This is a genomic window from Streptomyces sp. NPDC006743, from assembly GCF_040703815.1.
Taxonomy (GTDB): Bacteria; Actinomycetota; Actinomycetes; order Streptomycetales; family Streptomycetaceae; genus Streptomyces.
This window is the reverse complement of sequence record NZ_JBEYJA010000013.1, coordinates 5,689-28,818: the sequence shown is the minus strand read 5'-3', so window position 1 is coordinate 28,818 and position 23,130 is coordinate 5,689. Positions and strand designations below refer to the sequence as shown.

Annotated in this window: 19 protein-coding genes; 15 read left to right on the top strand and 4 right to left on the bottom strand. The window is 74.2% G+C overall.

Annotated elements, in window-relative coordinates:
• Positions 1-95 precede the first annotated feature (95 nt).
• Positions 96-1,133 (top strand): ABC transporter permease, encoded by a 1,038-nt coding sequence (locus ABZ719_RS13845; RefSeq protein WP_366725401.1) that lies wholly within the window; start codon positions 96-98, stop codon positions 1,131-1,133.
• A complete protein-coding gene (locus ABZ719_RS13840; RefSeq protein ID WP_366725400.1) occupies positions 1,130-1,858 on the top strand; it encodes an ABC transporter ATP-binding protein in 729 nt (242 codons plus the stop codon). Before ABZ719_RS13845 ends, ABZ719_RS13840 begins: the two co-directional genes overlap by 4 nt.
• 59 nt (positions 1,859-1,917) lie before the next feature.
• On the opposite strand, the gene ABZ719_RS13835 is transcribed toward ABZ719_RS13840, so the two are convergent.
• On the bottom strand, positions 1,918-2,718 hold the full coding sequence (locus ABZ719_RS13835; protein ID WP_366725399.1) for an IclR family transcriptional regulator: 801 nt from the start codon (positions 2,716-2,718) through the stop codon (positions 1,918-1,920).
• A gap of 293 nt (positions 2,719-3,011) precedes the next feature.
• On the opposite strand from ABZ719_RS13835, the gene allB reads away from it, so the two are divergent.
• Together allB and alc are read left to right on the top strand one after the other, a co-directional pair.
• Entirely contained in the window at positions 3,012-4,349 is a 1,338-nt protein-coding gene (gene allB / locus ABZ719_RS13830; protein WP_366725398.1) for an allantoinase AllB, read from the top strand.
• 115 nt (positions 4,350-4,464) lie between these two features.
• Positions 4,465-5,580: an allantoicase gene (gene alc, locus ABZ719_RS13825; protein ID WP_366725397.1), complete on the top strand. Its 1,116-nt coding sequence runs from the start codon at positions 4,465-4,467 to the stop codon at positions 5,578-5,580.
• A gap of 281 nt (positions 5,581-5,861) precedes the next feature.
• Here the strand turns inward: alc and ABZ719_RS13820 are convergent, their stop codons facing one another.
• On the bottom strand, positions 5,862-6,611 hold the full coding sequence (locus tag ABZ719_RS13820; RefSeq protein WP_366725396.1) for a 3-oxoacyl-ACP reductase family protein: 750 nt from the start codon (positions 6,609-6,611) through the stop codon (positions 5,862-5,864).
• A 360-nt stretch (positions 6,612-6,971) separates the two neighbouring features.
• Here ABZ719_RS13820 and ABZ719_RS13815 point away from each other — a divergent pair, with 360 nt between their 5' ends.
• The gene (locus tag ABZ719_RS13815; protein ID WP_037858824.1) at positions 6,972-7,367 is read left to right on the top strand and encodes a ribonuclease domain-containing protein; all 396 of its coding nucleotides are present in this window, start codon (positions 6,972-6,974) and stop codon (positions 7,365-7,367) included.
• Between the two features lie 58 nt (positions 7,368-7,425).
• Here the strand turns inward: ABZ719_RS13815 and ABZ719_RS13810 are convergent, their stop codons facing one another.
• Positions 7,426-7,623: a hypothetical protein gene (locus ABZ719_RS13810; RefSeq protein WP_366725395.1), complete on the bottom strand. Its 198-nt coding sequence runs from the start codon at positions 7,621-7,623 to the stop codon at positions 7,426-7,428.
• Between the two features lie 209 nt (positions 7,624-7,832).
• Here ABZ719_RS13810 and ABZ719_RS13805 point away from each other — a divergent pair, with 209 nt between their 5' ends.
• On the top strand, positions 7,833-9,053 hold the full coding sequence (locus ABZ719_RS13805) for a histidine kinase (RefSeq protein ID WP_366725510.1): 1,221 nt from the start codon (positions 7,833-7,835) through the stop codon (positions 9,051-9,053).
• 286 nt (positions 9,054-9,339) lie between these two features.
• On the opposite strand, the gene ABZ719_RS13800 is transcribed toward ABZ719_RS13805, so the two are convergent.
• Complete coding sequence (locus ABZ719_RS13800; protein WP_366725394.1) at positions 9,340-10,305, bottom strand: NADPH:quinone reductase; 966 nt, start codon at positions 10,303-10,305, stop codon at positions 9,340-9,342.
• Between the two features lie 92 nt (positions 10,306-10,397).
• Between ABZ719_RS13800 and ABZ719_RS13795 the strand changes: the two genes are divergently transcribed.
• The 9 genes from ABZ719_RS13795 to ABZ719_RS13755 all read left to right on the top strand — a co-directional run bounded on the left by ABZ719_RS13795 (position 10,398) and on the right by ABZ719_RS13755 (position 21,651).
• Positions 10,398-11,069, top strand: a complete 672-nt coding sequence (locus ABZ719_RS13795; protein ID WP_366725393.1) for a response regulator transcription factor — start codon at positions 10,398-10,400, stop codon at positions 11,067-11,069.
• A 258-nt stretch (positions 11,070-11,327) separates the two neighbouring features.
• Entirely contained in the window at positions 11,328-12,509 is a 1,182-nt protein-coding gene (locus ABZ719_RS13790) for a cytochrome P450 (RefSeq protein WP_366725392.1), read from the top strand.
• 310 nt (positions 12,510-12,819) lie between these two features.
• Positions 12,820-13,557 (top strand): GntR family transcriptional regulator, encoded by a 738-nt coding sequence (locus ABZ719_RS13785; RefSeq protein ID WP_366725509.1) that lies wholly within the window; start codon positions 12,820-12,822, stop codon positions 13,555-13,557.
• A 277-nt stretch (positions 13,558-13,834) separates the two neighbouring features.
• Entirely contained in the window at positions 13,835-14,839 is a 1,005-nt protein-coding gene (locus ABZ719_RS13780) for a sugar ABC transporter substrate-binding protein (protein WP_366725391.1), read from the top strand.
• Positions 14,836-15,885, top strand: a complete 1,050-nt coding sequence (locus tag ABZ719_RS13775) for an ABC transporter permease (protein WP_366725390.1) — start codon at positions 14,836-14,838, stop codon at positions 15,883-15,885. Before ABZ719_RS13780 ends, ABZ719_RS13775 begins: the two co-directional genes overlap by 4 nt.
• Positions 15,882-16,700, top strand: a complete 819-nt coding sequence (locus ABZ719_RS13770) for an ATP-binding cassette domain-containing protein (RefSeq protein ID WP_366725389.1) — start codon at positions 15,882-15,884, stop codon at positions 16,698-16,700. Before ABZ719_RS13775 ends, ABZ719_RS13770 begins: the two co-directional genes overlap by 4 nt.
• A 114-nt stretch (positions 16,701-16,814) precedes the next feature.
• The gene (locus ABZ719_RS13765) at positions 16,815-17,954 is read left to right on the top strand and encodes an ROK family glucokinase (RefSeq protein WP_366725388.1); all 1,140 of its coding nucleotides are present in this window, start codon (positions 16,815-16,817) and stop codon (positions 17,952-17,954) included.
• Positions 17,951-18,535 (top strand): sugar kinase, encoded by a 585-nt coding sequence (locus tag ABZ719_RS13760; RefSeq protein ID WP_366725387.1) that lies wholly within the window; start codon positions 17,951-17,953, stop codon positions 18,533-18,535. The genes ABZ719_RS13765 and ABZ719_RS13760 overlap by 4 nt, the downstream gene beginning before the upstream one ends.
• A gap of 137 nt (positions 18,536-18,672) precedes the next feature.
• Positions 18,673-21,651: an SNF2-related protein gene (locus tag ABZ719_RS13755; protein WP_366725386.1), complete on the top strand. Its 2,979-nt coding sequence runs from the start codon at positions 18,673-18,675 to the stop codon at positions 21,649-21,651.
• The last annotated feature ends 1,479 nt before the right edge of the window (positions 21,652-23,130 follow it).

The following is a 23,130-nucleotide window of genomic DNA, read 5'->3' as shown; positions in this document are numbered from 1 at the left end:
ACCGAAAGGTGGAAAGGCGGCCGCACCCTTCGATCCGGCAGGAGCGTGCCCCGGCGCGATGCGCGGCGGGGGGTGCGCCGCCGAGGCTGGGGGACATGTTCGTCGCATGGAGAGACCTCCGGTTCGCCAAGGGGCGGTTCGCCCTGATGGGAGCCGTGGTCGTACTGATCACCCTGCTCGTGGGGCTGCTGTCCGGGCTGACCGCCGGGCTCGCCGAGGAGAACACCTCGGCGGTGCGGGGCCTGCCCGCCGACCACCTCGCCTTCGCCGCGCCGCCGGACGGGCAGGCGGTGTCGTTCACCGGCTCGTCGCTGCCGCCGGCCGCCGTCGCCCGGTGGGCGCAGCGGGTGCCGTACGCCGAACCGGTGGCGATCCGCACGGTGGACGCCACCGCCGGCGGCCGCAGGGCGGCCCTGTCGGTGTTCGCGGTGCGGCCCGGCTCCGGCCTCGCGCCGCACGAGGTCGCCCCCGGACAGGCGGTGCTCTCCGAGAAGGCGGCCTCGGACCTGGGGGTCGCGGCCGGGGACCGGGTGCGGCTCGGGGCGTCCTCGTGGACGGTGACGGCCGTGACGGGCGGTGCCTCCTACAGCCACACGCCCGTGGTGTGGACGGCGTGGGACGGGGGCCGGGCGACGGTGATCGCGCTGCGCACGCACGGCGCCGACGTCACCGCCGGGGACGAGGCCGCCGGCACCAGGACCCTCCCCAAGGGGGAGGCCGTGACGGCGATCGGCTCCTACCGGGCCGAGAACGGATCGCTGCAACTGATGCGCGGGTTCCTGTTCGTCATCTCCGCGCTGGTCGTCGGGGCCTTCTTCACGGTCTGGACGATCCAGCGGGCGCCCGACATCGCCGTGCTCAAGGCCCTGGGGGCCGCCACCGGGTACCTGCTGCGCGACGCGCTGGGGCAGGCCGTGGTCCTGCTGGCCGCCGGCACGCTCGCGGGCACCGCCCTGGCGGGCCTGGCCGGTGCCCTGGTGCGGGGCGGCGGCACGGTGCCCTTCGTGCTCGATCCGGCCACGGTCCTGGTGCCCGCCGCGGTGATGACCGTCCTCGGCGTGCTGGGCGCCGCCCTGTCCGTGCGGCGGATCACCGCCGTCGACCCGCTGACTGCGCTGGGAGGCGTGCGATGAGCCTGCTGCTGGACGACGTCACCCTGACCTACCCTGACGGGGACGGCAGGCTGACCGCGCTGGACCGGGTGTCCCTGGAGGTCCCCGCGGGCACCGTCACGGCGGTGGTGGGGCCCTCCGGCTCGGGCAAGTCGAGCCTGCTGGCGGTCGCGGCCACGCTGATCACACCGGACAGCGGGCGGGTGCGGGTGGCCGGGACGCCGACCGGGCGGCTGAGCGCCGCGGAGCGGGCCGCGCTGCGCCGGCGGGACATCGGGATCGTCTTCCAGCAGCCGAACCTGCTGCCCTCGCTGACCGCGGCGGAGCAGCTGGAGGTGATGGCCCGCCTCGACGGCCGTCGCGCGGCGGCGGGCCGCGCGCGGGAGCTGCTGGCCGCCGTCGGTCTCGCCGGCCAGGCGCACCGCCGTCCGCACCAGCTCTCCGGCGGCCAGCGGCAGCGGGTGAACATCGCCCGGGCGCTGATGAACGAACCGTCGGTGCTGCTGGTGGACGAGCCCACCAGCGCCCTGGACCACGAGCGCGGCGCGGCCGTCCTCACGCTCCTGACCCGCCTCACCCGCGACCGGGGCACCGCAACGGTCCTGGTCACCCACGACCGGACCCATCTGGAGACGGTGGACTCGGTGGCGCAGATGCGCGACGGACGGCTCGGTGCGCCCCCGCCGCCGTCCGTCCTGCGGCCCGGCGCCCCGGCGGACGCACGGCTCACCGCGCCGGGGGACTGACACCACGGGGGCCGGCCGCCCGGCCGGTCCCCGTTCGCTCCCGGCCGGTCCCCGTTCGCTCAGGCCGGCGCGCCCGCGCTGGTCAGCGCCTGGGACAGCTCCGCCGCCACCTGCTGCAGGACCGGGACGATGCGCTCGGTCGCGGACTCGGTGACCCGCCCGGCCGGCCCGGAGATGGAGATCGCGGCGGCGGTGGGGGAGTCGGGCACGGTGACCGCGAGGCAGCGGACCCCTATCTCCTGCTCGTTGTCGTCCATGGCGTACCCGAGCTTGCGCACGTCCTCCAGGGCTGCGAGGAATCCCTCCGGAGTCGTGATCGTCTTCTCGGTGGCCGCGGGCATGCCGGTCCGGGCGAGCAGGGCGCGCACCTCGTGGTCCGGGGTGTGGGCCAGCAGCGCCTTGCCCACCCCCGTGGAGTGCGGCAGCACCCGCCGGCCGACCTCGGTGAACATCCGCATCGAGTGCCGGGACGGCACCTGCGCCACGTACACGATCTCGTCGCCGTCGAGCAGCGCCATGTTCGCCGTCTCACCGGTCTCGTCGACCAGCCGGGCGAGGTAGGGGCGGGCCCAGGTGCCCAGCAGGCGGGAGGCGGACTCGCCCAGACGGATCAGCCGGGGGCCGAGCGCGTAGCGCCGGTTGGGCTGCTGGCGGACGTATCCGCAGGCCACGAGCGTGCGCATCAGGCGGTGGATGGTCGGCAGGGGCAGTCCGCTGGCGGCGGACAGCTCGCTCAGGCCCACCTCGCCGCCCGCGTCCGCCATCCGCTCGAGCAGGTCGAAGGCGCGCTCGAGGGACTGGACGCCACCGCTGGCGGAGGACTTGGCGGAGTCGGTGGTGCTGGCGCTGGACGTCGGCACGGCGCGTTCCTTTCGGGGCGGGCAGGAAGGGCCAAAGCCTACCGGGGGGACGGTTGACTCCCTGCCTGTACGGAACTACGTTCTGTCTATTGGAATTCTAATTCCGCTTTGTGGAAACGTCCAGAGTGTGTACGCCGACCGGCTGTCCAGCAGTGTGCCCCTTGACGGGGTGAGGGTGGGAGTGAAGACTCCTTCAACAGAACGTTGAAGTCCGTTACATGGGTGTAAATGGGCCTAAGTCCCTGCACATCTCGTGTCCTGGAAGCACGGCGGCGACGAAGAGAGGGGTCCCGGTGTCCGAGGCTGAACTGGTGCTGCGCTCGACACGAGTCATCACGCCCGAGGGGACGCGCGCCGCGTCCGTCGCGGTCGCCGACGGCACGATCACGGCCGTACTGCCCCATGACGCGCCGGTGCCGGCCGGTGCCCGCCTGGAGGACCTCGGCGACGACGTCCTGCTGCCCGGTCTGGTCGACACCCACGTCCACGTGAACGACCCGGGCCGCACCGAGTGGGAGGGCTTCTGGACCGCCACGCGCGCCGCGGCGGCCGGCGGCATCACCACCCTGATCGACATGCCGCTCAACTCCCTGCCGCCCACCACCACCGTGGACAACCTGCGCGTCAAGCAGGACGTGGCCCGCGACAAGGCGCACATCGACGTCGGCTTCTGGGGCGGCGCCCTGCCCGGCAACGTCAAGGACCTGCGCCCGCTGCACGACGCCGGTGTCTTCGGCTTCAAGGCGTTTCTGTCGCCGTCGGGCGTGGAGGAGTTCCCGCACCTCGACCAGGACCAGCTGGCCACCTCGCTGGCGGAGATATCCGGCTTCGACGGCCTGCTGATCGTGCACGCCGAGGACCCGCACCACCTCGACGCCGCCCCGCAGCACGGCGGCCCCCGGTACACCGACTTCCTCGCCTCCCGGCCGCGCGACGCCGAGGACACGGCCATCGCCGCACTCATCGCCCAGGCCAAGCGGCTGAACGCGCGCGTGCACGTGCTGCACCTGTCCTCCAGCGACGCGCTGCCCCTGATCGCCCAGGCGCGGGCCGAGGGCGTGCGGATCACCGTCGAGACCTGCCCGCACTACCTGACCCTGACCGCCGAGGAGGTCCCGGACGGCGCCAGCGAGTTCAAGTGCTGCCCGCCCATCCGCGAGGCCGCCAACCAGGACCTGCTGTGGCAGGCGCTGGCCGACGGCACCATCGACTGCGTGGTCACCGACCACTCGCCCTCCACCGCCGACCTGAAGACGGACGACTTCGCCACCGCCTGGGGCGGCATCTCCTCGCTCCAGCTGAGCCTCTCCGCCGTCTGGACCGAGGCCCGCGAGCGCGGACACGGCCTGGAGGACGTCGTACGCTGGATGTCCGCGCGCACCGCCGCCCTCGCCGGCCTGGACCGCAAGGGCGCCATCGAGGCCGGGCGTGACGCCGACTTCGCCGTCCTCGCCCCCGACGAGACCTTCACCGTCGACCCGGCCCGCCTCCAGCACCGCAACCGCGTCACCGCGTACGCGGGCCGGACGCTGCGGGGCGTGGTGAAGTCCACCTGGCTGCGCGGCGAGCGCATCGTGTCCGGCGGCGAGTTCACCGCCCCCCGGGGCCGGCTGCTGAACCGGTCCCACTGAGCCACCACTCCCGCGCGCGCGTGGGACCGCGTCAGGTACGGAACCCGTACCGCACCGCGTGCGCACGCGCGCCCCAACCGCACCGGCCGACTCCCGAAAGGAAGAACTGATCACCGTGACGGCGACTTCCCGTTTCACCGGCGACGCGAACCCCTACGGAGGCGGTGACCCGTACGCGGACTACCGCACCGCCGACTTCCCCTTCACCCAGCACGCCAACCTCGCCGACCGCCGCCTGGGTGCCGGGGTCATCGCCGCCAACGACGAGTTCTTCGCCCAGCGCGAGAACCTGCTGGTCCCCGAGCGCGCCGAGTTCGACCCCGAGCACTTCGGCCACAAGGGCAAGGTCATGGACGGCTGGGAGACCCGCCGCCGCCGCGGCGTCTGTGCCGAGCACCCCTGGCCCACCGAGGACGACCACGACTGGGCGCTGATACGGCTCGGCGCGCCCGGCGTCGTACGCGGTCTCGTCATCGACACGGCGCACTTCCGCGGCAACTACCCGCAGGCGGTGTCGGTGGAAGGCACCTGCGTACCGGGCTCGCCCTCCCCGGAGGAGCTGCTCGCCGGCGACGTCAAGTGGACGACCCTCCTGCCGCGCACCCCGATCGGCGGCCACGCGGCCAACGGATTCGAGGTCGGCGTCGAGCAGCGCTTCACGCACCTGCGCGTCAACCAGCACCCGGACGGCGGCATCGCGCGGCTGCGCGTGTACGGCGAGGTCGTGCCCGACCCGGAGTGGCTGCGCACGCTCGGCACCTTCGACGTGGTCGCCCTGGAGAACGGCGGCCGGGTCGAGGACGCGTCCAACCTCTTCTACTCGCCGGCCACCAACACCATCCAGCCGGGCCGCTCGCGCAAGATGGACGACGGCTGGGAGACCCGCCGCCGGCGCGACCAGGGCAACGACTGGATCCGCTACGAGCTGGTCGCCCGCTCCGAGATCCGCGCCGTCGAGATCGACACCGCCTACCTCAAGGGCAACAGCGCCGGCTGGGCGTCCGTGTCGGTCAAGGACGGTGAGGACGGCGAGTGGCGCGAGGTCCTGCCGCGCACCCGCTGCCAGCCCGACACCAACCACCGCTTCGTGCTGCCCGTGCCCGCCGTCGGCACGCACGCGCGCGTGGACATCTTCCCGGACGGCGGCATCTCCCGCCTGCGCCTGTTCGGCTCCCTGACGGAGGACGGCGCGCGGCGCCTGGGCGCCCGCCACCAGGAACTGGGCGGCTGACCCGTCCCACGGCCCGCGGGGCGCGCCCGGCCCGACAGCACCGGCGCGCCCCGCGATCCCGCGTCCCCCGACTCCGCGATGCGGCGTCCCGCGATCCCGCGATGCGGGCGCGCGTCCAGCGATGGCCGCGGCTCGGCGTCCAGCATCCCCTGATTCGGCGTGCGTCCGATGACGGCCGCGGTTCGGCCTCCCGCCGTCCCGCGTCCCGTGATCGCCGGCCCTTGCGGGCCGCAGCGCGCGGTGGCCTGCCCGCGGCCCGCCGCGCGCAGGCCGCGCGCGCCCTACGCCGCGTGCCCGCCGTCCACGGCGAACTCCGCGCCGGTGACGTAGGCCGCGTCGGCCCCCGCCAGATAGGCCACCATCGACGCCACCTCGTCGGGGGTACCGAAGCGGCCGAGCGCCGTCAGCGCCGCCTGCCCGGGCGCGTACGGCCCGTCGGCGGGGTTCATGTCGGTGTCGATCGGGCCGGGGTGCACGATGTTCGCGGTGATCCCGCGCGGTCCCAGTTCCCTGGCGAGCGCCTTGGTCAGACCGATCAGGGCGGACTTGCCGGTCGCGTAGAGGGTCCCGCCGGGCCCCGGCACGCGCTGGGTCATGCAGGTGCCGATGGTGACGATCCGGCCCCCCTCCCGCATCCGCACGGCGGCGGCCCGGCAGGCCAGGAAGACGGCGCGCACGTTCACGGCGAGCACCCGGTCGGCATCGGCGAGGGTCAGACTCTCCACCGGCCCCAGCAGGCCCACGCCCGCGTTGTTCACCAGTACATCGAGCGCGCCCAGTTCGCCGGCCGCCCGTCCGACGACGTCCGCCGCCTCCTGCGGGTCCGCCGCGTCCGCGCGCAGCGCCACCGCCCGCCGGCCCAGCCGCCGGATCTCCCGCGCCACGTCCTCGGCCGCCTCCTTCCCGTTCACGTAGGTGAGGGCCACGTCGGCCCCCTCGCGGGCGAGCCGCAGGGCCGTCGCCGCGCCGATGCCACGGCTGCCGCCGGTCACGAGAGCCGTCTTGCCTTCGAGGTTCTGCTGAGATGTCATGCCTCCATCCCAGCGGCCGGCCCGTACCGGCGCTGGCGGCCATCGGACCGCGAGGTCCGGCGGCGGGCGCGGCGGACAGCGCGCACCGCTGCCAGGGGAGAGCGGGCCGCCGTCCGCGCGGCGCGGGTCAGCGAAGGCAGGCGTGGGAGCCCCCGGCCCAGGGACCGCCGACGCCGTCGCCGGACACTCCGGCGTCGGTGCGAGGGCGGCCGGGCGTTCGTTGCCGACCCGGTTCGCATGAACGTCCGGGGAACAGATGAACAGTCGAGGTCAACCACCGGTGAATTCACCGGACTTGCCGGGAAACTCCACGGCATTGTCATTGACATGCCACTGTCTACGCGCGTCATCATGAGGTCCATGAGATTCCCCCCACGCATGACCCGCATCGGCGCCGCGGGCGCCCTCCTGTCCGCCCTCCTCGTCGGCGGCACCGTCTCCGCCGGCCAGGCCGGCGCCGCCACGGCCTCGGTCGGCAGCATCTGCTACGGCGCCCTGCCCTCCCAGGCCCACGACACGCTCGACCTGATCGACCAGGGCGGCCCCTTCCCGTACTCGCAGGACGGCAGCGTCTTCCAGAACCGCGAAGGCGTCCTGCCCAGCCGGGCCGGCGGCTACTACCACGAGTACACGGTGATCACCCCCGGTTCCCCCACCCGGGGCGCCCGCCGGATCGTCACCGGCGAGCGGACCCAGGAGGACTACTACACCTCCGACCACTACGCCACGTTCGACCTCGTCGACTTCGGCTGCTGAGGCGGCTGCCGGGCGGCCTCCCCACCGGCCGCCCGGTACGCGCCCGCCGGCCCGCCGCTCACCGCCCGCGGCTGTCGGCGGCGGCGAACAGGGCGCACGCCAGCACGATCAGGACGAAGCTCACGAACACCTCGTAGCCGTGCAGGAACGGCACCCGCCGCACCATCCCCACGTGCCAGTCGGTGAACTCCTGCACGAACCCCAGCACGCCCTGCACCAGGGCGATGAAGCCGACGACCTCCAGAACCTTCTTCATGCGTCCGAGACTCGCCCCGCGGTCCCCCCGCGCGCATCGGCCGCGGGGAGGGAGACGGCCGACCAAGGTCCACGGCCCGTGCGGGACGGAGAGCCGAAGGTCGTCCGCGCCGCGACTTCGGTCGCGGATGCGTTCCGGGCGCGGTGGAGGCCACTCCCCGTTGCGTAGATTTGTCGACCGTGACAGCAGACGGGACGACGCAGGAACCGATGGTGCGCGACGGACGGCGGTGGTGGCTGCCCTCCGCCGTGGCCGACGGACTCGACCCCGAGGAGGGGCGCGCCGGCCGGACCCGGCGCACCGCCCGTGACTGGTTCGTCGACTTCTCCTGTTTCCTCCTCGCCGTCCTCATCGGCCTCACCGCCGTCGACTCGCTGCCCCACGAGCAGGACCTGCCGCGGGTCGTGGCCGTCACCGACCAGGTCGTCGGGGCGCTGGCCTGCGCCGCGCTCTGGCTGCGCCGCCGCCGGCCGCTCGGGCTGGCCGTCGCCATGATCCCCGTCAGCGTGATCTCGAACACCGCGGGCGGAGCCGTCGTCGTCGCCCTCTTCACCCTCACCGTGCACCGCCCCTTCCGGTACGTGATGTGGGTGGGCGGCGCCCAGCTCGCGCTGATCCCGCTCTTCTACTGGCTGCGCCCGGACCCCGACCTGGCGTATCCGGCCATCGTCGTCTTCGCCGTACTGCTCAGCCTGTCGGTCGTCGGCTGGGGCATGTTCGTCCGGTCCAAACGGCAGCTCATGCTGAGCCTGCGGGACCGGGCGCGGCGGGCCGAGACGGAGGCACGGCTGCGCGCCGAGCAGGCGCAGCGGCTCGCCCGGGAGGCCATCGCCCGGGAGATGCACGACGTCCTCGCGCACCGGCTGACCCTGCTGAGCGTGCACGCCGGCGCGCTGGAGTTCCGGCCCGACGCGCCCCGCGAGGAGATCGTGCGGGCCGCCGGGGTCATCCGGGAGAGCGCGCACGAGGCCCTGCAGGACCTGCGGGAGATCATCGGCGTCCTGCGCGCCGGGGACTCCGACGACGCGGGGCGCCCGCAGCCCACCCTGGCCGCGCTGGACGCCCTGGTCGCCGAGTCCCGCGAGGCCGGCATGAGGGTGACGCTGACCGGTCAGGTCGTCGACCCGGCTGCCGTGCCCGCCTCCGTCGGCCGCACCGCGTACCGCATCGCCCAGGAGGCCCTGACCAACGCCCGCAAGCACGCCCCCGGCGCGGAGGTGACCGTGACCGTCACCGGCGGTGCCGGGCAGGACCTCGCCGTCCACGTACGCAACCCGCCGCCCGAGGGTGAGGTACCGCACGTCCCCGGCTCCGGCCAGGGCCTCATCGGCCTCACCGAACGCGCCGCCCTGGCCGGCGGCACCCTGCGCCACGGGCCGACCCCGGACGGCGGCTTCGAGGTGCGGGCCCACCTGCCGTGGCCGGCCTGACGGGGGCGCGTCCGGTGGTGGGCCGGAAGCACGTCCGGCGGGGGCGGGGAGCACATCCGGCGGCGCGCCTGAGCGTGCGCCGGGCGCGCGCCGGAGTACGAGTTGGCGTGCGCGCCGGGCGTACGCGCATGCGTGCGCGCCGACGTACGCCGCTCACCGCTCCGGGACGGGCCGCGTTCCCTCCGAGGGGGCTGGTCGCCGGCCCCCGGCCGAGTCCTTCCGGGCCGCCCCCCGGGGCGTTCGGGACCCCGCCGGCCCCCATACCCCAGGCCTTCCGCCCGGTCCGTCAGGGCAGCAGGACCACGCGCCGTCCGTGCAGTTCGCCGCGCTCCACGCGCCGGTGCGCGTGGGCCGTCTCGCTCAGCGGGGCGTACTCCACCGCCCGGGGCCGCAGGCCGCCCCGGGCCAGCCGTTCGTTGACCGCCTCCGCCGCCGCGGCCAGCTCGGCGACCGTCGCGTGGGAGATGACGAAGCCGCGCAGGGAACCGTCCTTCATGTAGAGCGGACCGACCGGCAGGGCGGCCTCGTCCCGGGCACCGGCCAGGAGGACGACGCGGCCCCGGCGGGCGAGGAGGGCGACCGCGGCCCGCAGGTCGTTGCGGCCCGAGGTGTCGACATGGACGTCCACCCCGTCCGGCGCCAGGGCGGCGAGCCGCTCCACGAGGTCCCCGGCGCGGTAGTCCACGACCTCCGTTGCGCCCAGGGAGCGCACGTGGTCGTGGTCGCGGGGCGCGGCCGTGGCCAGGACACGCGCCCCCGCGCACGCCGCCAGCTCCACCAGCGCGCTGCCCACGTTGCCGCCCGCCCCGCCGACCAGGACGGTCTGTCCGTCCCGCAGCCCGCCGTGGGTGAACAGCGCCAGGTACGCGGTGGCAGCGGGATGGAACACGGCCACCGCCTCCTGGGGCCGCACCCCGGCGGGCAACCGGTACAGGCGGTCGGCCGGCACGGCGGCCCGCTCCGCCGCCGCTCCCTGCCGCCCGTCATGGCCGAGGCTGTTGCACCACACGGTCTCGCCGGCCGCGAACCCCGAGCCGGGCGACGCCACCGTGCCCACGAGGTCGCGCCCGACCACGAACGGGAACGGCAGCGGCGTACGGAAGACCCCCGAGCGCACGAACGTGTCCACCGGGTCCACCGCCGTGGCCAGCACGTCCACCAGCACCTCACCGGCTTCCGGCACGGGCGGCGGCAGCTCACCCCAGCGGATGACCTCGGGCGGACCCAGCTCTTCGATGTAGGCAGCACGCATGAACGACCATGCTGCCACCGCCGGTCACCCGCCGCGTCCCGGGGCGGCGAGCCGGTGTGGCCGCGGCCAGGGCCGTTTGGTTGGCTGGGCCCATGACCGTGATCCGAGTGCTCCTCGTCGACGACGACCCCCTGGTGAGGGCGGGGCTGTCCTTCATGATGGGAGGCGCCGCCGACATCGAGATCGTCGGTGAGGCGGCCGACGGCGGCGAGGCGGAGACGCTGGCCGAACGCACCCGGCCGGACGTCGTCCTCATGGACGTGCGCATGCCGGGCGTGGACGGCCTGACGGCCACGGAACGGCTGCGGGCCCGCCCGAAGGCACCGCAGGTCGTGGTCCTGACCACCTTCCACGCCGACGAGCAGGTGCTGAGGGCGCTGCGCGCCGGCGCCGCCGGCTTCGTCCTCAAGGACACCCCGCCCGCCGAGATCGTCGAGGCCGTGCGCCGGGTCGCGGCCGGCGACCCCGTGCTCTCGCCCGCCGTCACGCGCCAGTTGATGCGGCAGGCGGCCGGGGCCGCGGGCGACGACCGGCGCTCGCGCGCGCGTGAGCGGCTTGCCGCACTCAACGACCGCGAACGCGAGGTCGCCGTCCGCGTCGGACAGGGCCTGGCCAACGCCCAGATAGCCGCCGGCCTGTTCATGAGCGTCGCCACCGTCAAGACGCACGTCTCCCGCATCCTCGCCAAACTCGGCCTCAACAACCGGGTGCAGATCGCGCTGCTCGCCCATGACGCCGGACTCCTCGAGGAGGACGCGTCCTAGGGACCTGTGGTGGTCACGTTCCCGTCGTCGCCCGGCGGGCGGCCCCGCGGCGTCCGGTGCGTGCTCCCGGCGTGCCGGGCGGAAGTCCTCGTACCGGGGGCCGTACCCGGGCTTTCGGCCGGTGCGGCGAGAGGGCGTGCCAGGCATGGCGGGGCAGGCGGGAACGCGGCGCCAGGGCCCAGGGGCACTTCGCGGCGCCGCCGGTCGTTGTCCGGGCACGGGGCGCCGGTGGCGTACGCGCTCCGGAGGGGAGCCGAGATGGCAGACGTGATCGACATGGCGGAGTACGGCGAGGGGTTCAGGGACGACCCCCACCCCGTCTACGCGCACCTGCGGGAACTGGGCCCGGTCCACCGCGTGCGGCTGCCCCCGCCCGAGTCCTACGACACCTGGCTCGTCGTCGGGTACGAGGAGGCGCGTGCCGCCCTCGCCGACCCCCGGCTCGCCAAGGACGTCGCGGGCCTCGACGTGCGGCCCAGGGAGGAGGAGGTGATCGGCAAGCACCTGCTGACAGCCGACCCGCCGCAGCACACGCGGCTGCGCTCCCTGGTCACCCGCGCCTTCACCGCGCGCCGTGTGGAGGCACTGCGGCCCAGGATCCAGGCGATCACCGACGAACTGCTGGACGCGATGCTGCCGCTGGGGCGCGCGGACCTCGTGGAGTCCTTCTCCTACCCGCTGCCGATCACGGTCATCTGTGAGCTGCTGGGCGTGCCCGAGATGGACCGGGCCGCGTTCCGGGAGATGTCGAACGAGTTCGTCGCCCCCACCAGCGAGGACGGCTTCGTGCGGTCCGTGGACCGGCTCGCCGCCTACCTCACCGACCTGATCGAGGACAAGCGGGGCGCCGGCCCCGCCGACGACCTGCTCGGCGCGCTGATCCGCACCACCGCGGAGGACGGCGACCGGCTCTCCCCCCAGGAACTGCGCGGCATGGCCTTCCTGCTGCTCATCGCGGGCCACGAGACCACGGTCAACCTCATCACCAACAGCGTCCACACCCTGCTCAGGCACCCGGCGCAACTCGCCGAGGTGCGGGCCGACCCCGGCCTGGTGGACGCCGTCGTCGAGGAGACCCTGCGCTACGAGGGCCCGGTGGAGAACGCCACCTTCCGGTACGCGGCCGAGCCGCTGGAGATCGGCGGCACCGCCGTCGCGCGCGGCGAGCCGGTGCTGATCGGCCTCGCGGCGGCCGACCGGGACACCACCCGCTATCCGGCCGCGGACCGCTTCGACCTCCACCGCGACACCCAGGGACACCTCGCCTTCGGCCACGGCATCCACTTCTGCGTGGGCGCGCCCCTGGCCCGGATGGAGGCGCGTACGGCCCTGCGCACGCTCCTGCGGCGCGCGCCCGGCCTGGCGCTCGACGGGCCGCCGGGGGAGTGGCTGCCGGGCATGCTCATCCGGGGCACCCGGACCCTGCCGGTGCGCTGGTAGCCGGCCCGGCCGCCCTGGGGCCACTTGCCGGCGGGGCACCCGCTCCCCGCCCGCGCACCCCGCTCGCCGGCCGGGGGCGCGGGCGCCGGGACGGGACGGCGGGCGCACCGCGCGGGCCGGTCACCGGGCCCGCGCGGTACGACAGGCGGTGAGCGGCCCGCCGGTCGGTCCCGCCGGTCGGAGGGACAAGGTAGGGGGGCGGCCCCGGACGCCACCACTCATATGTCCGGACAAACTGACTACACGACTTCCCGTCAACCGGTCGCCGGGCTACGCTCGGGCCGTGCCCAGACCAGATGTGGACCCCACCCTGTCGCTCGCGCTGAGTGTCGACCGGAGTTCCCCCGTGCCGCTGTACTACCAGCTGTCGCAGCAGCTGGAGGCGGCGATCGAACAGGGCGCCCTCACCCCCGGCAGTCTGCTGGGCAACGAGATCGAGCTGGCCGCGCGGCTCGGTCTGTCCCGCCCCACCGTCCGCCAGGCCATCCAGTCGCTCGTCGACAAGGGGCTGCTGGTGCGCCGCCGCGGGGTCGGTACCCAGGTCGTGCACAGCCAGGTCAAGCGCCCGCTGGAGCTGAGCAGCTTCTACGACGACCTGGAGGCGGCCGGGCAGCGCCCCACGAGCACGGTCCTGGTGAACGCGGTCGTCCCCGCCTCCGCCGAGGTCGCCGCCGCGCTCGGGGTGACCGAGGGCGCCGACGTGCACCGGGTGGAACGGCTGCGGCTCGCGCACGGCGAGCCGATGGCGTACCTGATCAACCACCTGCCGGCCGGTCTGCTCGACCCGGACACCGCGCAACTGGAGGCGACCGGCCTGTACCGGCTGATGCGCTCCGCCGGGATCACCCTGCACAGCGCCCGTCAGTCCATCGGTGCCCGCGCCGCCACCCTCTCCGAGGCCGAGCGGCTCGGGGAGGCGGAGGGCGCCCCTCTGCTCACGATGCAGCGCACCACCTTCGACGCCACGGGACGGGCGGTCGAGTTCGGCACGCACACCTACCGTCCCTCCCGCTACTCTTTCGAGTTCCGGTTGCTCGTACGGTCCTGAGCAGGGAGTGATCCGGGGGTGGGTCAGGAGTGAGGCGGGAGCGGTCCCGAGCTGCTTCGGCGCGGGGCCGGAGCGGCCCCGAGGTGCCCGGGGCGGGGCGGGAGCGGGCCCTGGCTCAGGGTGCCGGTCGTCACAATGTCCGGACAAGGCGGCCGGTTCACGGCACCCGGCCGTTTGCCTTCCCTTGTAGATATCCGATAATGCGATGTTCGGGGCTGATGGGATGTGTCATCGGCCCCGCGCGTACGTTCGAACACGGCTAGAAGGGCACGGCCTCGTGGCACGGTTTCCAACCTGGGTAGGCATCGCCCTCGCAGGGGCACTGTCGCTGTCCCTCGCGGGATGCAGCAGCACCGGCGGCAAGCGGGCGGAGGACGCCCGCAAGACCGCGGCGGCCCAGGGCAGGGCGGCGGTGAACACGCCCCGCTGGACCTTCGCGATGATCACCCACTCCGGTGACGGCGACACCTTCTGGGACATCGTGCAGAACGGCGCCCAACAGGCCGCCGTCAAGGACAACATCAACTTCCTGTACTCGCACGACGACGAGGCCCAGCAGCAGGCGCAGCTCGTCGACGCGGCGGTGGACAAGAAGGTCGACGGCATCATCGTCACCCTCGCCAAGCCCGACGCCATGAAGGCGGCCGTGGCCCGCGCCGAGAAGGCCGGCATCCCGGTGGTGACGGTGAACTCCGGCTCCGCCGAGTCCAAGGCGTTCGGCGCGCTCACCCACATCGGCCAGGACGAGACCGTCGCCGGCGAGGCCGTCGGCGAGGAACTGGACAAGCGCGGCAGGAAGAAGGTCCTGTGCGTCCTGCACGAGCAGGGCAACGTCGGCCACGAGCAGCGCTGCGCCGGTGTCGCGAAGACCTTCTCGGGCAAGGTCGAGAACCTCTACGTCAACGGCACCAACATGCCCGACGTGCAGTCCGCGATCGGAGCCAAGCTCCAGGCGGACAAGTCCGTCGACGCGGTCGTCACCCTCGGCGCCCCCTACGCGGACACGGCCGTCAAGGCGAAGGCGGACGCGGGCAGCAGGGCCGAGGTCGACACCTTCGACCTGAACGCCAAGGTCGCCGCCGAGCTGAAGGACGGCACCCTCGGCTTCGCCGTCGACCAGCAGCCCTACCTCCAGGGCTACCAGGCCGTCGACCTGCTGTGGCTGTACAAGTACAACAGCGACGTCCTCGGCGGCGGCAAGCCGGTGCTCACCGGCCCGCAGATCGTCACCAAGGACCAGGCCGCCGCCCTGGAGGAGTACACGAAGCGGGGCACCCGATGAGCGCCACCTCGGAGCGGACCGGGTCCGGCGCCGACGAACGGCTGCTGGGCACCTCCCCGCTGCGGACCCTGCTCTCCCGGCCCGAGCTGGGCTCGGTCGTCGGCGCGATCGCCGTCTTCGTCTTCTTCGCCGTCGCCGCCGACGGGTTCGTGCGCGCCTCCAGCCTCAGCACGGTGCTGTACGCGTCCTCGACGATCGGCATCATGGCCGTCCCCGTCGCCCTGCTGATGATCGGCGGCGAGTTCGACCTGTCCGCGGGCGTGATGGTGACCTCCTCGGCGCTGGTCTCCTCGATGTTCAGCTACCAGATGACGGCGAACGTCTGGGTCGGTGTCGGCGTCTCCCTGCTGGTCACCCTCGCGATCGGCGCGTTCAACGGCTTCATGCTGACCCGCACCAAGCTGCCCAGCTTCATCATCACCCTGGGCACCTTCCTGATGCTGACCGGTATGAACCTCGGCTTCACCAAGCTGATCGACGACACCGTCTCCACCAAGACCATCGGCGACATGGAGGGCTTCCCGGCCGCGCACGCCGTCTTCGCCTCCACGTTCACCATCGGCGGCGTCGACTTCAAGGTCACCGTCCTGTGGTGGCTCGCCCTGGTCGCCGTCGCCTCCTGGATCCTGCTGCGCACCCGCACCGGCAACTGGATCTTCGCCGTCGGCGGCAACCAGGACGCCGCCCGCGCGGTCGGCGTACCGGTCACCAGGACCAAGATCGGCCTGTACATGGGCGTGGCCCTCGGCGCCTGGATCTCCGGCCAGCACCTGCTGTTCTCCTTCGACGCCGTCCAGTCCGGCGAGGGCGTCGGCAACGAGCTGATCTACATCATCGCGGCCGTCATCGGCGGCTGCCTGATCACCGGCGGCTACGGCAGCGCCGTCGGCTCGGCGGTCGGCGCACTCCTGTTCGGCATGACCAGCAAGGGCATCGTCTTCGCCGAGTGGAACCCCGACTGGTTCAAGTTCTTCCTCGGAGCGATGCTGCTCCTGGCGACCCTGCTCAACGCCTGGGTCCGCAAGCGGGCGGAGGCCACCACATGACCGGCAGCACGGCACGTACCCCGCTCGTGGAGCTGTCCGAGGTCAGCAAGCACTACGGCACCGTCCGCGCCCTCGAAGGCGTCTCCTTGGAGGTGCACGCCGGGGAGATCACCTGCGTGCTCGGCGACAACGGCGCCGGCAAGTCGACGCTGATCAAGATGATCGCCGGACTGCACCAGCACGACGGCGGCACCCTGCGCATCGCCGGCGAGGAGACACGGCTCGCCTCCCCGCGCGAGGCCCTGGACCGCGGCATCGCGACCGTCTACCAGGACCTGGCCGTCGTGGGCCTGATGCCGGTGTGGCGGAACTTCTTCCTCGGCTCCGAACCCAGGAAGGGCACCGGCCCCTTCAAACGCCTGGACGTCGACCTCATGCGCCGCACCACCCGGGAGGCACTGCTGCGCATGGGCATCGATCTCAGGGACGTCGACCAGCCCATCGGCACCCTCTCGGGCGGCGAACGCCAGTGCGTGGCCATCGCCCGCGCGGTCCACTTCGGTGCCAAGGTCCTCGTCCTCGACGAGCCGACGGCGGCGCTCGGCGTCAAGCAGTCGGGCGTGGTGCTGAAATATGTGGCCGCGGCACGCGACGAGGGCCTGGGTGTCGTGTTGATCACCCACAACCCGCACCACGCGTACCTGGTGGGGGACAGGTTCGTGCTCCTCAAGAGGGGCACGATGGTGGGACATCACACACGTGAGGAGACCACCCTGGAGGAGCTGACCCGGCAGATGGCCGGCGGCAGCGAACTCGACGACCTCCGCCACGAACTCGAAAAGGCCACCTCCGCGCTGGAGAAGGGCACTTCCTGAAGCGTGCCGGCCGCCGCGCGCGACGTCCCCACGCGCGCGTGCCGCACGCCCGGGGCGCCGGACCGCCGGTGCCGATACAGCACCCTTACCGGGCGTGCGGCAGAATCGGGGCCGATGAGCACCTACCGCGACCTCACCGCCCCCATCGGTTCCCGCCGAGCCACGGTCCTGCGCACCGTGGGCACCCGTGAGCGCCGTTCCCACCTGACGGCGCCCCGTGTCCCGACGGTCGGCATCGACATCGGCGGCACCAAGGTGATGGCGGGCGTCGTCGACGCCGACGGCAACATCCTGGAGAGGCTCCGCACGGAGACCCCGGACAAGTCCAAGAGCCCGAAGGTCGTCGAGGACACCATCGTGGAACTGGTCCTGGACCTGTCCGACCGGCACGACGTGCACGCCGTCGGCATCGGCGCGGCCGGCTGGGTCGACGCCGACCGCAACCGTGTGCTGTTCGCGCCCCACCTGTCCTGGCGCAACGAGCCGCTGCGCGACCGGCTCTCCGAACGCCTGTCGGTGCCCGTCCTGGTCGACAACGACGCCAACGCCGCCGCCTGGGCCGAGTGGCGCTTCGGCGCCGGCCGTGGCGAGGACCACCTCGTCATGATCACGCTCGGCACCGGCATCGGCGGGGCCATCCTGGAGGACGGCCAGGTCAAGCGGGGCAAGTTCGGCGTCGCCGGCGAGTTCGGGCACATGCAGGTCGTGCCCGGCGGCCACCGCTGCCCCTGCGGCAACCGCGGCTGCTGGGAGCAGTACAGCTCCGGGAACGCCCTGGTGCGCGAGGCCCGGGAGCTGGCCGCCGCGGACTCCCCGGTCGCCTACGGCATCATCGAGCACGTCAAGGGCAACATCCCCGACATCACCGGCCCGATGATCACCGAGCTGGCCCGCGAGGGCGACGCCATGTGCGTCGAACTGCTCCAGGACATCGGCCAGTGGCTCGGCGTCGGCATCGCCAACCTGGCCGCCGCCCTCGACCCGTCCTGCTTCGTCATCGGCGGCGGGGTGTCCGCGGCCGACGACCTGCTCATCGGACCCGCCCGCGACGCCTTCAAACGCCAGCTCACCGGCCGCGGCTACCGCCCCGAGGCCCGCATCGTCCGGGCTCAGCTCGGCCCCGAGGCCGGCATGGTCGGCGCCGCCGACCTCGCCCGTCTGGTCGCCCGCCGCTTCCGGCGCGCCAAGCGCCGCCGGGTCGAGCGCCACGAGCAGTACGCACAGGCCCGGCGTGCGGCCCGGGAGACGCTGTGACGATGTCCCTGCCCCGTCAGGCGGCGGCACCGGACGAACCGCCGTCCCGGCCCGCCGAGGACCGCCGCCACCGCAACCGCCGCCGGGCCCTGACCCTGCTGATCATCATGCTGCTGATCGGCGTCCCGGCCGGCTACCTGGTCATCTCCGCCGCGCAGAGCCGCGACAGCGGCAAGGACAAGGAAGCCAAGTACGCCGCGACCGGCCTGACCCCCACCTACCCGGCCAAGGTCCAGCGCCGCCTCTACCAGGTGCCGATCCCGCACCCCGCCGACCGGGTCGCCTCCTACGAGACGAACAACTGGAAGACCAGCCGCCTCTACGTCCAGTTCCGGACCACCCAGCCCGGACTCGACACCTTCCTCGAGGCGATGGGGGTCAACCGGAGCGACCTCAAGAAGGGCGACATCACCTTCAGCCGCCGCGACCGCGACGTCACCGGCTGGAACTTCAAGGGCCCCGGCCCCTGGTGGGGCCTCAGCCACAGCCAGGAGAACCCGGCCCCCAGCCAGGACGTCATCGTGAACCTGTCCGATCCGGTGCTCCCCATGGTCTACGTCGTCTCCCGGACCGTCCCCTGACCCACGCCCGGCCCCTGCCGCGGATCCTCCCGGCGCCGTGCGAGGGCCCCGGCGCCCGGGCCGGAGCCGATTGTCAGACCCCGCCCGTAGAGTCGAAGACGGCTGACTCGACCGACGAGCGGGAGGTGACAGGACGGATGAGCGACATGGCCGTGGCCGGGACGACCTCGGCGGAGGCGAGCGGGACGGGGTGGCCCGGCACCGGCACGAGCGGGAGGGTGACGTCCGTCACCGGGACGAGCGGGACGGGGACGACCGGAGCCGGGCAGGCCGTCCCGCTCCGCCTGCCCGCCGTCTTCGTACCCGCACCGCTGCCGCGCGAGGGCCGCATCGTCCTGTGGGACCCGGAGGGGGAGACGCCCGACGGCCCGGCCGCCCCCACCCCGCCCGCCCCGGGCGCCCCGCCCGTGCGCACGACCCTCACGGTGGTGCGACCGCACGGCGCCACCGCCCGCCCCCGGACCGCCCCCGCCCTGTCCCTCCCGCTCGACGTCGCCCTGCCCCACCTCGTGCGCGCCCGCCACGACCCCGCCGCCCACCCCGCCACGGCCTGCTGGGGAGCCGCCGCCCTGCACGCGCTGCGGCTCACCGCCCGCGGACGCCTGCTGCCCGGCCTGACCGCCACCGGACACGACGCCTGGCGGGCGGGCCCGCTCGACCCCGACGACCTCGCCCACCTGCGCGCCATCGCCGCCGCCCTGCCCCCCGAGGGCCATGCCGTGCCGCTGCCCGGCCCCGGCCCGCTCCGGCTGCCGCAGCCGGAGGCCCTCCTGCGCGCGTTCCTCGACGCCGTCGCCGACACCCTGCCCCGCACCCCCGCCGCACCGCACACCGCGGGCAGGCCCTTCGCGCACCGCGCCCCCCAGCACCTCCCCGCCGCCCACGACTGGGCCGCCGAGGTCGCGGCAGGGATGGACGCCGGTGTGCGGATCTCGCTGCGCCTGGACCTGTCCGCCCACGACCTCTTCGACGCGGACCCGGCGGGCGGCGCGGACGACACGGAGCCGGCCCGCCGCGCCGGCGCGGCCATCGTCCAGGTGCACAGCCTCGCCGACCCCACCCTCGTCGCCGACGCGGCGGCCCTGTGGGCGGGCGAGGCCGATATGGCCTTCGGCCCCCGCGCGCGCGTGGACGCCGCCCTGGCCGTGCGGCGCGCGGCCCGCGTCTGGCCGCCGCTGGACCGGCTCGGCGAACAGGACGTGCCCGACGTCCTGGCCCTGTCCGAGCCGGAGGTGAGCGACCTGCTCTCGGTGGCCGCGACCCGGCTCGCGGCGGCCGGCGTCGCCGTGCACTGGCCCCGCGACCTGGCGCACGACCTCACCGCGACGGCCGTGGTGCGGCCCGCGCCCGGCGCCGCCACCGACGGCACCGGCTTCTTCGAGAGCGAGGAACTGCTGCGGTTCCGCTGGCAGCTCGCGCTCGGCGGCGACCCGCTCACCGAGGCCGAGATGGACACCCTCGCCGAAGCCCACCGCCCGGTGGTCCGGCTGAGGGACCGCTGGGTCCTGGTCGATCCCGCCCTGGTCCGCAGGGCCCGCAAGCGCGACCTGGGTCTGCTCGACCCGGTCGACGCGCTCTCCGTCGCCCTCACCGGTACCGCCGAGGTCGACGGCGAGACCGTCGAGGCCGTGCCGGTCGGAGCCCTCGCCGCGCTGCGGGACCGCATCACCGCCGGCGTTCGCCCCGCCGAGCCGCCCCCGGGTCTCCGGGCCACCCTGCGCGACTACCAGCTGCGCGGCCTCGCCTGGCTCGACCTCATGACCTCCCTCGGCCTCGGCGGCTGCCTCGCCGACGACATGGGCCTCGGCAAGACCGTCACCCTCATCGCCCTGCACCTCAAGCGGGACCACCGCGCGCCCACGCTGGTGGTCTGCCCGGCATCGCTGCTGGGCAACTGGCAGCGGGAGATCACCCGGTTCGCGCCCGGTGTACCCGTCCGCCGGTTCCACGGCCCCCACCGCACCCTGGACGGCCTCGAAGGCGGCTTCGTCCTCACCACGTACGGCACCATGCGCTCGGCCGCGCCCCTGCTCGCCGGCCGGCCCTGGGGCATGGTCGTCGCCGACGAGGCACAGCACGTCAAGAATCCCCACTCCGCGACCGCCAAGGCCCTGCGCACCATCCCCGCGCCCGCCCGGGTCGCCCTGACCGGCACCCCCGTGGAGAACAACCTCTCCGAACTCTGGGCCCTCCTCGACTGGACCACCCCCGGCCTCCTCGGCCCCCTCACGTCCTTCCGCGCCCGCCACGCCCGCGCCGTGGAGAACGGCGAGGACGACCAGGCCGTGGAACGGCTCGCCCGCCTGGTGCGCCCCTTCCTGCTGCGCCGCAGGAAGTCCGACCCCGGCATCGTCCCCGAGCTGCCGCCCAAGACCGAGACGGACCACCCGGTCCCGCTCACCCGCGAGCAGGCCGCGCTGTACGAGGCGGTGGTGCGTGAGTCCCTGCTCGCCATCGAGACCGCCGACGGCATCGCCCGCCGCGGCCTGGTCCTCAAGCTGCTGACCTCGCTCAAGCAGATCTGCGATCACCCGGCCCTCTACCTGAAGGACGGCACGCACCCGGACGGCGGCGACCGCCTGGCGGCCCGCTCGGGCAAACTCGCGCTGCTCGACGAACTGCTGGACACCGTGCTCGCGGAGGACGGCTCCGCCCTGGTCTTCACCCAGTACGTCGGCATGGCCCGCCTGATCAGCGCCCACCTCACCGCCCGCGCGGTCCCCGTCGATCTCCTGCACGGCGGCACTCCGGTCCCCGAGCGCGAACGCATGGTGGACCGATTCCAGGACGGCGCCACCCCGGTCCTCGTCCTCTCCCTGAAGGCGGCCGGCACCGGCCTCAACCTCACGCGCGCGGGCCACGTCGTCCACTTCGACCGCTGGTGGAACCCCGCGGTCGAGGAACAGGCCACCGACCGCGCCTACCGCATCGGCCAGACCCAGCCCGTCCAGGTCCACCGTCTGATCACCGAGGGCACCGTCGAGGACCGTATCGCCGAGATGCTCGAAGCCAAGCGCGCCCTGGCCGAGGCGGTCCTCGGTTCCGGCGAGTCCGCCCTCACCGAACTCTCCGACCGGGAACTGTCCGACCTCGTGTCGTTGCGGAGGGGGGCCTGATGAGCGCGGCGGAGCAGACGGACGAGGTCGAGCGGACCGAGCGGCCGCAGCAGACGGGGACCGAGCAGCCCGGCCCCTCTCGGTCGGCCGGGGCCGGGCAGTCCGGTTCTTCTCGGTCGGCCGGGACCGAGGCCGGGGCCGAACACGCCGGTTCCTCTCGGCCGGCTGGCGAGCAGCCCGGTTCTTCGCAGCCGACCGATGCCGAGCGGCCCGGTTCCTCTCGGTCGGCCGGGGCCGAGCAGTCCGGTTCTCCTCATCCGCCCGAGAGGAAGGGCACCGGGACCGTGCGAGAGGACGGCGTGGACCTCCGAGGGGAGGAGCCGACGCCGGTGACCAGCGGCAGCGCCCCGGGCGCCGATGCACGGGCCGCCGCGCCGGCCCCCACCGTGCGGCCGCCCGCCGCCCGCCCCCGGTCGCCCCGCCCCGGCGACGCGGCCCGCGAGGCGCTGCGGGCGGCACGGGGACACCGGCCGCCGACGGACACACCGGCCGCCGGCGTCCCCACGCCGAAGGCGGCTGGGCGGCCGGCTGCGAGGGAGCGGACTGAGCCGGACAAGGAGAGAGGGAGGGAACAGCCACCTCGCCCGGGTGACGTGGCGCGCGCGGCCCTGCGGCGTACGGCGCCGCCGGCGGGCCCGCAGCAGCAGCCCGCCCCTGCCACCACGCAGGCGCCCACCACCCAGGCGTCCACCGCGGCGGACCCCGCCCCGGTGAGCGCCGCCGCACCCCGGCCCGCCGACGTGGCGCGTGAGGCCCTCCGTGCCGCCCGCACCCGCAGCGGCGGCGGCAGCGGCACGGAGGGGGAGGAGGACCGGTCCGCGCCGACCGGGGGAGCGGCGAACCCCCGCCCCCGTTCCGCCCGCCCAGCGCGCGGCGCGCGAGAGGCCCGCGCGTCGGAACGCTCCCCGGCGCCGCTCAGGGCGCCCCGTGGTTCCGTGCGCCGGGCCGGCGGACCGGCGGACAGCGACAGCAGGGCCGGTGACGGTCCCGGCGCCCCCGTCCGCGCCGTGGCGGAACTCCTCGGGCGGTCCTTCCGGATGCCGCCGGGAGTGCGGACGACGGACGAGACATCCCCCGCGCACACCGAAGTGGCGAGCCAGCAAGCGACCGGCCCCAGGCCGGACGCCCTGGCGACGGGCGAGGCCGAAGAGTCCCTCCCCACCACCCCGGAACGGCCCCCGGGACCCACGGCACCCACCGCCACCGGCCCCGACGCGGCGCCCGGCATCCAGCCCGAGGCCGAGACCGGGGTCGGGGCCGGAACCGGCACGGAGACTCGCGCGGAGGGCCGTCAGGGGCCCGGCACGGAAGCGCACGCGGAAACGGGCAGAAAGCCCCGTCCCGTGACCGGCACGGAGGCTCACGGGGAGGCCCGTTCCCGTACCGGCACGGAGGCTCACGGGGAGGCCCGTTCCCGTACCGGCACGGAGGCTCACGGGGAGGCCCGTTCCCGTACCGGCACGGAGGCTCACGGGGAGG